We start from the raw sequence: 11,209 nt of genomic DNA on the forward strand, positions 1-11,209 counted from the left end.
TTTTTATTGAGAATTAAGTTGTTTAGTGATCACTAACTATCTTGATAACAGTATATAACGCGACTCACCACTGTGGCCGTCCTAACTGTGAACAAATAGTTATGAAACAGTGAATAAAATGTGACTTGCTTTTGTAGGTGCCTGGCCCCCTTGTATATCATCACCATCTCTTGGGGACAGATACATATATAAGGATTTTTTTTCCAAGAAAAAAATCACTCGGCTCGAAAACTTTTTTCGAATGTCTCGGGTATACATTGTAGTTAACACTTTAGCTGCTAAAGGCAGCTGAAATTAGGAGGAATAAATATGTGTGGTTTTGTTGGAATAGCTAGAAATGAAAAGATACCGACCACTAGTTCAGTTAACTGGGCCGAAGCCTTAAAGGCGATTCATCACAGAGGTCCGGATGCTACTGGTGAATACATCGACGAAGGTGTCGAATTTGGATTTAAACGATTAAGTATTATCGATTTGGAACATGGAAACCAGCCCCTCTCCTATCAAGACAGGTACCATATTATTTTTAATGGGGAAATATATAATTATCTTGAGTTACGTGAGCAATTAATGGAGTTAGGTTACCAATTCCAAACATCGTCAGATACAGAAGTGATTTTGGCTTTGTTTGCCGCTAAGGGGAAAGATTGCGTCCATGATCTAAGAGGAATGTTTGCTTTCGCAATTTGGGATACGGAAACAAAAACGTTATTTGCCGCCCGTGATCCGTTCGGGATTAAACCGTTTTATTATTTTCAGACGGCAGAACGATTATTTTTTTCATCAGAACAAAAAAGCATCAAATTAATGACTGAAGAGCATGATTTGTCTCAGGAAAATATCCAGCACTATTTAAGCTACCAATACGTGCCTGAGCCTCGTTGCTTATCAAAAGATATCCTAAAATTAAAGCCAGGACATTTTTTAATAAAAAAACTCAACGAAATGGCGACAACAGAATGTTATTATAAAAAATCATTTTCGCCGGTTAATAAGAGCTTTACCGAATTTACTGATAAAACTAGAAAAGCATTGGAAGATTCGGTCGCAAAACATATGCGTAGTGATGTTCCTGTCGGGGCATTTTTATCTAGTGGCATTGATTCTACGACAATCGTTGCCCTAGCCAAGCAACATAACCCAAACTTAAAAACATTTACTGTCGGTTTTGAAACTGAGGGCTTTAGTGAAGTTGATTTAGCAAAGGATACTGCTGAAAAATTAGGTGTTGAGAATATCCATAAACTCATCACTCCAGAAGAATTCGTGGCTGAACTTAAAAATATTATTTGGCATATGGATGACCCAGTCGCAGATCCCGCTGCTGTTCCCCTCTACTTCGTCGCGAAAGAAGCGAGTAAACATGTGAAAGTTGTTCTTTCGGGTGAAGGGGCAGACGAACTATTTGGTGGCTATAATATCTACCGAGAACCTCTTGCACTTAAATGGTTCGACAGATTGCCAAATTGGTTAAAGGTCGCAATGAACAGACTTGCTCTCACAATGCCAGACGGAGTAAAAGGGAGAAGCTATATTTTAAGAGGCACGACGCCTCTTTCAGAACGATACATTGGCAATGCTTATATTTTTTCAGAAAAAGAAAAGCAACGTCTGCTGCAAAATTATCAACCTAATCGAACGTTTACTGATATTACAAAGCCATTTTACAAGGAAGCTAATCTATATAGCGAATCGTCTAAAATGCAATACATCGACCTTAACACTTGGCTGCCTGGCGATATTCTTGTCAAAGCAGACCGCATGACAATGGCCCATTCCTTAGAGTTGCGCGTTCCATTTTTAGATAAAGAGGTCTTTGAGATTGCGAGACAAATTCCTGATCATGCGAAAATCTCTCATGGTACAACGAAGTATGCGTTACGAGAAGCCGTGAAAGGCCTTGTTCCAGACTCTGTTTTATACCGGAAAAAGCTCGGTTTCCCTGTACCGATTCGCCACTGGTTAAGAAATGAGGTATACGACTGGGCCAAAGACGTGATCAAATACAGCTCAACAACAGATGAGATCTTCAACAAATCAGAAGTGTTAGCACTACTAGACGAACACGCAAGCATGAAAAAAGATAACAGCCGTAAGCTATGGACAATTCTCTCCTTTATGATCTGGTATTCGATCTACGAAGATACAGATACACTCACTGCAGCTGAAGCAGTTGAACTAAAAGCACCCGACTACAGCCGCGCCGTAAGTTTTGGGATCTAACGCAAAGCGATTGAATATGTTAGTTCGATTTCTAATTAGGTGTGTGTAGGTAAAAGGCGATTTGTCTAACTTTGGTGCCTGGCATCTTTATCTAAAAAGTTGGTGCCTGGCACCCTATTTCAAGGCAAAAGGCGATCTATCCGCAGCCGGTGGACAAATCGCCTTTTTGTCTTTTTTGGGTGCCAGGCACCTATTTTGTCCCCCTTTTCCTAGTTTCTTTGTATTTATATAGTGAAGGCGTTAAACATTGGAGAAACACGGTTGACGCTTCGCAAATATAATAATGGACGGAGGAATTACATATAATGATGAAAATTGAAGTTACACTTAAAAATGAGTTTGCAGAAAACGCAACAATATCAATCGAAATCCAGTAGGCAATCAGTGCCGATGCTAGTTTTGCATTAGCACAAATAGTAGAAAAGGCTATTTTCACTTCTGGTGAAGTACTTATTCCAAAGTGCGAAGCGTAAATACTAAATCCGGCACTCCTATTAAATTGAAGAGAACAGGATCTACAAAAAAGCACCTTACAGGTAAACCTTTTTTTATAGTAACTACCTGTAAGGTGCTTTCTCAATTATAGCTTTATATCGTTGAGATAAGTTCCAGTTACAAGGTGCCTTTATGGTGGGCTAGATTTATTTACTGGATAAAATTTACTACTACTCTAACTATGAGCTTATCTAAAGCAGATGTGCCTGGCACCACATGTAATATACCTTACGTGGTATTAAATTGTATTTGGACAGTAAATCATGAATTTTGGATAGTAAAATCAATTTTTCGATAGTAAATCACTAATTTTGGATAGTAAGCGCAAAATCCACCAACTTTCCTCCTATTTATACCCGCATCTTAGCCAGATTTGTTATCCGAATCGGGTATTTTATCACTTAGTGTAACTGTATTTTAAAGGTAACTCATCTCAATTGGAGCAAAAAGCTAGTATGCTTGTTCTCAACCTATTTCTTATGCCGATTATATTCCCTGTAAAACTTAAATTACACTTCCAACTCACTAGTTTGGAAACTTAGACATTAGTTTTTTAACCAACCTTCTATTTTATTAGGCAAAAACCGCGCGTATTAGCAGATGCATAGTCCCTTAACCGTTCAAAATGACCAATTCTAGAAAAAAAACCGGCCTTAATGAGAAAATTTTCTTCAAGGGTGTCCCCTTTTCAGCAAATTCTAATTTAAATAAAGGTAATCAACAAAATCGTAGTTTTAACTATAATATGGTAAAATACATCTTGGATACTTGATACTAATTTGAAAGGGAGATACGAGCTATGACGCAAAAACGTGCGATTACTATTGCTAGAGGCGATGGAATTGGGCCTGAGATTATGGATGCTACGCTAAGGATATTAGACCATGCGGGAGCAATGATCGAACCTGAATTCATTGACATAGGTGAACAAGTTTATTTGGCTGGAAATTCATCTGGGATTCCTGATGAAGCTTGGGAATCACTTAGACGTACAAAAGTTTTCTTCAAAGGACCGATTACTACACCTCAAGGCGGCGGTTACAAAAGTTTAAATGTAACCATTCGTAAAACATTAGGACTTTATGCAAACGTTAGACCAAATGTATCTTATGCTCCATTTGTTCAAACAAAACACCCAGACATGAATATGGTTATTATCCGTGAAAACGAAGAGGACTTATATGCTGGAATTGAACATCAGCAAACACCTGAAGTTGTACAGTGTCTGAAATTAATTACCCGACCAGGAACGGAAAAAATTGTTCGATACGCCTTTGAGTATGCCCGTAAAAATAACCGTAAAAAGGTCACTTGCTTTACAAAAGATAATATTATGAAATTAACTGATGGACTTTTTCACAAAGTGTTTAGAGAAGTTGCAGTCGACTTTCCAGATATTGAAACTGAGCATTGGATCATCGATATTGGTATGGCAAAAATTGCAGATTCACCCCAAGACTTTGATGTCATCGTCATTCCAAACCTATATGGAGATATTGCCTCAGACGTAGCTGCACAAGTAACCGGAAGCGTAGGTCTTGCTGGTTCGGCAAACATCGGTGACCAAATCGCGATGTTTGAAGCGATCCACGGAAGTGCACCGGATATTGCTGGCAGAGGAATTGCCAACCCTTCTGGTCTAATTCATGGCGCAATCATGATGTTAGTTCATATCGGTCAACCAGAAGTAGCCGCACGCATACATAACGCGTGGTTAAAAACACTAGAAGATGAGGTGTTCACTGGCGATATTTCTAAAGGCCGCTTTGCTGTAGGAACAAAAGAATTTGCCAATGCTGTCATTGACCGATTAGGTCAGCTTCCAACGACTTTCCAACCAGTTGAGTATAAAAACGTTGATGCTACAGATGAACCTCAATTCAAGCTTGCACCATTAGTAAAAGATCGCCCTAAAGCAGATGTTACCCGGACATTAGACGGCGTAGATGTTTTCTTATTTAATAACGAATTAATTTCCGATGAAATCGGTGAAAAACTAGAAGCAGTCGCTGGTCCTGAGTTCAAGCTAGCCGTCATTACTAACCGTGGTGTAAAAGTTTATCCAAACGGCTTCCCAGAAACATTTACAACCGACCACTGGCGCTGCCGCTTCCAAATCAACGATGAACAAAAAACAATTACGAACGCTGACATCCTTAAGCTTTTAGCTCGCGTAGAAGATGCTGGCTTAGATTTCATTAAAATTGAAAATCTGTACCGCTTTAACGGGGAGTTAGGGTATTCGTTAGGGCAAGGGCAATAAGTAAATAAGTTTATAGGGGGCTAACTGCCACTTTTGCTAATCTAACAAAACTTTAGCGATGTGAAGGTTAGTCCCCATCTTATATTTTAAGTGCGGTTCTACTTATATGATCGCAAGCAATAAAGAAAGCTCTGTAGAGTGCTTGCCTCCACAGAGCTTCCTTACTTACTTATTTATTTATTTCAATTCACTTTTACAGAAGTAGTTTTACTTTTGTTATTTGCTTTATCTACTGCGTAGACACTGATTGTTCGACCGGCTTTTTGTCTTGGTATCGCGATATTAAAGTTACCTTTGGAGTCTACGATTGCTTTATTGAGATAGGTGCTACCTCTATAGACGTGTACTGTTGCTCCTTTTTCTGCCGTACCGGTAACTGCTTTGGACATTGTTGTAATTTTATTTACAGTAGGTGCCTTTGGTGCTGTCTTATCAATGACTGTTACAACTCTTGTGGTACTGGTATTACCCGCAGGATCTTTGGCGTAAACTGAGATCTTACTCCCTGCTTTTTGCTTAGCGATCGTCATTGAGTATTCTCCATTAGCTTCGGACTTTACAGAACCAATCCTCGTTGAGCCGTTCTTCGCATAAACAGTTCTATTAGGGGTCGTTTTCCCAGTAATCACCGTATGGTTATCCCAAATCGGATTGACGGTCGGTCTAGTTGGAGGACTTTTATAAATATTTGTTATTTTTATTGACTTATATGTTACGTTTCCAGCTGTATCCTCGACAGCAAATGAATAGGTTCCATTCTTTTCAATGGGATAGAGGGCAGTTGTTCCTGATATATAATCTCCATTAGGCAAAGTAATTCTTTTTACCTTTACGCTATCTGTAGCAGTAATCGTAATGAATATTGACTCCTTGGTTGCGCTAGTTGTACTAGGTAATAATGTTAGTGTCGGTTTGACCTTATCAATATTTGAGATTTCAATCGATTTTTCGGTCATGTTCCCAGCCGTATCTTCTACAGTAAACTGATACTTGCCGTTTTTGCTAAGTGTAAAAGTCGCACTATCATTTTCTATAAATGAACCATCTGGAAGACCAATCCCCTTAACTTTTACGTTATCAGTTGCTTGCACTGAAATTGTTACATTACTATTAGTTGCTTTTGTGACATTAGGCGTTAAAGTTAAATCTGGAGCTATTTTATCAATATTTCTGACTTGGATTGCTTTCTTGGTAATATTGTTTGAGAAATCTTCAGTTTCAAAGCTGTAAATTCCGTTCTCATTCACAGTGAATGTTGTCTCTGAACTATTTACATATTGACCACTTGGCAATTTAATCCGTTTAATCCCAAAATGATCAGTAGCAACGACTGAAAGAAGCACCTCTTGATTTGTTGAGTTTATATTATCAGCAGTAATTGTCAACTCAGGCTTTGTTGTATCAACAACAGACTGTGAAAATAGTACAACGATATCTTCTTTCGTTTTACCCTTACTTCTCACTTGAACGCGAAATTCAAAGTTGCCAGCACGAACTGGATTCCAAGTTAATTCGTGATTTGTCCCATAGTCTTGAAGTACAACCCATCTATTGTTTTCTTTGATTAAAAATTGATATTCAGGTTCAACTCCTCCAACTGAATTAGCAATAAATGTGTACTGTATTGGTGCTAAATTACTATTGGTTGAAATTGAAACACTTTTTACTGGAGGAATGACCGTTCTAAAGTTAAATGTAAAATCTCGCTCACTTAAATCTCCGAATATCCCAGAAATCGCTTCTTTTTTAATAGTCAAAGTATAAGAGGTGTTTTCATTTAAAAGGCCTGGCTCAACATAAAGAATTCCATCTTCATCATCAATAATGATATTTATTAAACCGTCTGGACCATGAAGTTCTATTTTCGATTCATCTTCAATAAATACCGGTTGGTTAAACATAAGGCCTAACAAAGTATCCACTGGTACACCTTGTACGTCATTATAAAAGTCGTAAAACTTATATTTACCGTCAGCGCCTAATTCCGTAAAATAACCCTCAATAAATTCTGGCGCACCTGGCTCATAATCTTCTAAAAACTCTAAAAAAATCTTACTATCCTTTTTATAAATAGCGATTAAACCATTGTTAAAATGGAGATTCGTTACGATTACATCTTCTTTAATAGAATATAAGTAATTATCACTATGGTATTGATAAATATCAATTCCGCCTGATTTACTAGCAGCAAATGTTAATTGCTCCTCTTGACTAAATGCGTAATCATTGTAAGGCTCACCTAAGTTAAAGCTAAAATACATATCTTCTGAGTTGAGTTTTGATAATTTAAAAATTACCCCACTACCATTATATAAGTGCAGTCCATCTGGACTAATTTTTGCATGGGCCAGCATTTTATAATCACCATGATACGGTGAGTCCTTTTGCGCGCTTACAATTCCTTTATTTACCTGAAAAGCAGTTATATCCCGTGGTGAGCTTTCGGTTGTAATTGTATACAATTTTGAGGTTTGTTCATTATATAGAACTGTTGAAAGATGCCTCATACGTACTTTGTTTCTATTATTTGGAACTTCCTGTTTATCATGTAATGAGTAAACTTTCATATCCTCCCATTGACCAGATCCAGGAGTTACATACAAATAACCATCAACATCGATCGCAATGTCATATGGATCAGCATTAATATCAAAAACTTCATCTAGCGTAAAGGTTTTCGTATCAACGATAGCTATCGCTCCTGAAAATGGCCCGAAATTGTAATAATTATGGCTCGTTTTATGTTGAGAGACATATAACTTTCCAGCATAAATCTCAAGCACTTCTGCCGGATATGGCAAAGACAACGTAGCTATCGTCCCCTTTTCATAATTGACAGCATATAACGTTTTATTGCCCAACCTTGTCATAAAAACTACTGCATCATCGGGATCAACAGCCGTATCATAGGGAGTAAATCCTAATTCAATTGGAGCCATATTGCCCGTTGTTTCTGCAAAAGTACTACCAATCAGGTTAAAATTTGTAAAAGCTAACAATAAAACAACTAGATAGATTAATGCTTTTTTCACAGGAATTCCTCCACCCTTATTTTATATCTATATTTTAATGTATAACCTAATTTTTGTATGTAGTTTTTTAGAGGTGCCTGGCCTGGCACCAATGAACCAATTCCCCTGTTAATTCAGACCAGTGACATCTTGCTAGCTGCATGGTACCTTTAATTTAGTGAGATTCTTGTCTATAAAGGTAAAGAAAAAAACAGGAACGGCTCAGTAAGAGCTGTTCCTGTTTTGGTAAAAATTAATAAAATTGTTTATACATACTTACGTAAGTACATTATCCGACTGTTACCACTCTACTTTTACTCTTATTTTTAGCTTTATCTTGTGCATAAATTGTTAGCTTAGCACCTTTCTTTTGTGCTGTAATCTTTACAGAAAAGTTTCCTTTACTGTCAACTACCGCCTGCCCTAGTTTTTTCTTTCCGTTATAAATATAAACTGTTGCGCCTTTTTCTGACTTTCCAGTCACTGACACAGATTTATTTGTTACTTTATTTACGGTTGGAGTGTTCGGTGGCGTTACGTCTTTCACTGTCGTATTCCTAACCTTACTTGTGTTACCTGCTTCATCTGTTGCTGTAACGGCTAGTTTTACACCTGCTTTTTGTCTAGCTATTTTGATTGAGAAGGTACCTTTACTCGTTGCTTTGGCTGTTCCCAATACCTTTGTTCCGACTCTTACAGTTACAGTTGACCCCGCTTCTGCTGTTCCTGTCACTGTCGTTGATTTGTCTGTGACTTCATTAACTGTTGGTGTATTTGGTGGTGTTACGTCTTTTACAGTTGTATTTCTAACCTTACTTATGTTACCTGCTTCATCTGTTGCTGTAATGGCTAGTTTTGCCCCTGCTTTTTGTCTAGCTATATTGATTGAGAAGGTACCACTGCTCGTTGCCTTGGCTGTTCCCAATGTCTTAGTTCCGACTTTCACAGTTACTGTTGAACCTGCTTCTGCTTTTCCTGTCACTGTCGTTGATTTGTCTGTGACTTCAGCGACTGTCGGAGTTGCTGGTGCTGTTACATCTTTTACAACTACACTTGTTCCTACACTTTCATTTCCTGCTAAGTCTGTTGCTGTTACAACTAGCGTCGTTCCAGCTACTTGTCTTGCGATTGACACTTCATATGTTCCATCTTCTTTTGCAGTAGTTGTTCCGATCACTTCTGTGCCTTTGCTTACTTTTACTGTTGAACCTGCTTCAGCCATCCCTGTCACTGTCGTTGATTTGTCTGTGACTTCAGCGACTGTCGGAGCTGTTGGCGGTTCTGACGGTAATGTTTCAAGAGGTAATGTTCTTACAACCGCTAGCAATTCTTCTGCATCCCATTCGTCATATCCTAGATACATAACAATATTGTATTTTGTATCAGGCTCCAAAGCATTAATAACATATTCCTTTACAGATCCATCAACATCTGCAATAAATTCCCCATTCACAAAAATACTAAAACGAGTATACCCATTTCCACTTGCACTCGCTTCTAGATCAATGGTAATGGAATTAGCTGTAATCTCTGTTATAACTAACTCTGGATAAAACCATTCTTCAAATTGAACATAAACACCGTGGTCCCTTAATTTTTCAATAACATCAAATGTAGCTGAACCTTCAGTTACATCCAATAAATTCCTAAATAGTGTTACATATTGCAAATTATTAACTGATAATAATGTGCTAATATCTACGATTTTATTGTAATGAAGATATACCTGTACCAGATTATCTAGATTTTTCAAAGGAGTCAGGTCCTCGACACGATTATTAGAAAGATCTAAAAACCTTAAATTATACAAATCTTTCAAGCTACTAATGTCATTAATACTATTGTTAGAAAGATTTAAATTTCTTAATTTATCCAATCCTTTTAAGCTGCTCACATCACTAATGTTATTGTTTGAAAGATTTAAAGTACGTAAATTAGTTAAAGAACTTAAGCTTGTGATATTATCAATGTTAATGTTTGCTAAGTGCAAGCTCCATAAATTACTTAGCCCATCTAAATCATTTAAATTATTCACATTTGTATACGAGATATCCAGATACGATAAATATCTCAAACCTTTTAATACAGAAATATCAAATGAACTTCCATTTTCTATTGTTAAATCCTCTAAATTTTTTAACTTAGAAAGAACGTCGAAGTTTGTGATTTCCGTATTATAAATCCATAATTCATATAGATTAATTGCCGTCTCTAGACCTGTCAAATCAGTTACTTCTGAATTTATTCCTAACCAATGTAATTGCTCCATATCATCTACTTTAATATTACGATGATATATACCAAGACGTTCTCTAATTATTTCGATAAGCTTTTCGTCTTTAAAAATTACATCTGGGCCCGTTGATTGACGTTTAGTTGTAATTGTTATTCGGTTTGTTCTAGCATAGGCTATACCATCTATTAATCCGACAATATAAATTTCGTAAGATGTATCAGAGTCAAGACCAACTAAAGTGAAATTTTGACGATAGTAATTATTATTCGCTTTTACATTTTCTTTAACAGTTCCGTTAACATAGATATCATAAGAATCGATTTGTTCGCTAGTCTCATATGGAAAATCCCATACTAGCTTAACTGATCCATCTGTAGTATGACCGCTATATACTTCAGGACGAGAGAGAGAAACTTCTATTTCACGAACTTCTAATTCTTCAATAATTTCCATGCTTCTTGACCCAATAGAGATATCTATCGGATTTCCCCAAAGAGATACAAAATAAAGTGATGGCAATTCTAATAACACCTCAATATTTGAAATTGAGTTGTACGATAAATTTAATGACTGTAGATTAATTAACGTACTTAATTGAGATATATCAGATATATTATTTTCTGTGATGGTTAACCTTTGTAAGTTCGTTGCATACTCTAATCCACTTAATGAACTTATATCACCTTCGTAAATAGTTAAACGTCTTAATTCAAGCAGATCACTTTCTCTTAGTTCTCTATGTCTAATGCCCAATTCATCTCGAATACTATTTTCTAAATGAATATCCTTAAAAGTCACAACCTCTCCTGAAGGAAGCGCTTTAGTAGTTAATTCATAGCCCCAACTTGTATTTTTCCGTTTCCCATCAAAGCCAATTGCGATAACTTCTACTATATATGTCGTTTCTGGTAGGAGATTTGAAATCATAAAATTCCGTGATTCTCTCGAAACATCCCCAATAGGCATATGATCTAAGAGTAT

The 11,209-nt window shown here is 36.9% G+C and carries 4 protein-coding genes; 2 read left to right on the forward strand and 2 right to left on the reverse strand.

Annotated elements, in window-relative coordinates:
* Positions 1 to 309: 309 nt before the first annotated feature.
* A complete protein-coding gene (gene asnB / locus ACK4M9_RS14295) occupies positions 310 to 2,223 on the forward strand; it encodes an asparagine synthase (glutamine-hydrolyzing) (RefSeq protein ID WP_409851842.1) in 1,914 nt (637 codons plus the stop codon).
* A 1,294-nt stretch (positions 2,224 to 3,517) separates the two neighbouring features.
* Complete coding sequence (locus ACK4M9_RS14300; RefSeq protein WP_409851845.1) at positions 3,518 to 4,981, forward strand: NADP-dependent isocitrate dehydrogenase; 1,464 nt, start codon at positions 3,518 to 3,520, stop codon at positions 4,979 to 4,981.
* A 182-nt stretch (positions 4,982 to 5,163) separates the two neighbouring features.
* On the opposite strand, the gene ACK4M9_RS14305 is transcribed toward ACK4M9_RS14300, so the two are convergent.
* Together ACK4M9_RS14305 and ACK4M9_RS14310 are read right to left on the reverse strand one after the other, a co-directional pair.
* Entirely contained in the window at positions 5,164 to 8,013 is a 2,850-nt protein-coding gene (locus ACK4M9_RS14305; protein ID WP_409851847.1) for an Ig-like domain-containing protein, read from the reverse strand.
* A gap of 268 nt (positions 8,014 to 8,281) precedes the next feature.
* Positions 8,282 to 11,209, reverse strand: a 2,928-nt coding sequence (locus ACK4M9_RS14310) for an Ig-like domain-containing protein (protein WP_409851850.1), incomplete at its 5' end; no start/stop codon positions are given.

Source organism: Anaerobacillus sp., assembly GCF_046314235.1.
Lineage (GTDB): Bacteria > Bacillota > Bacilli > Bacillales > Anaerobacillaceae > Anaerobacillus.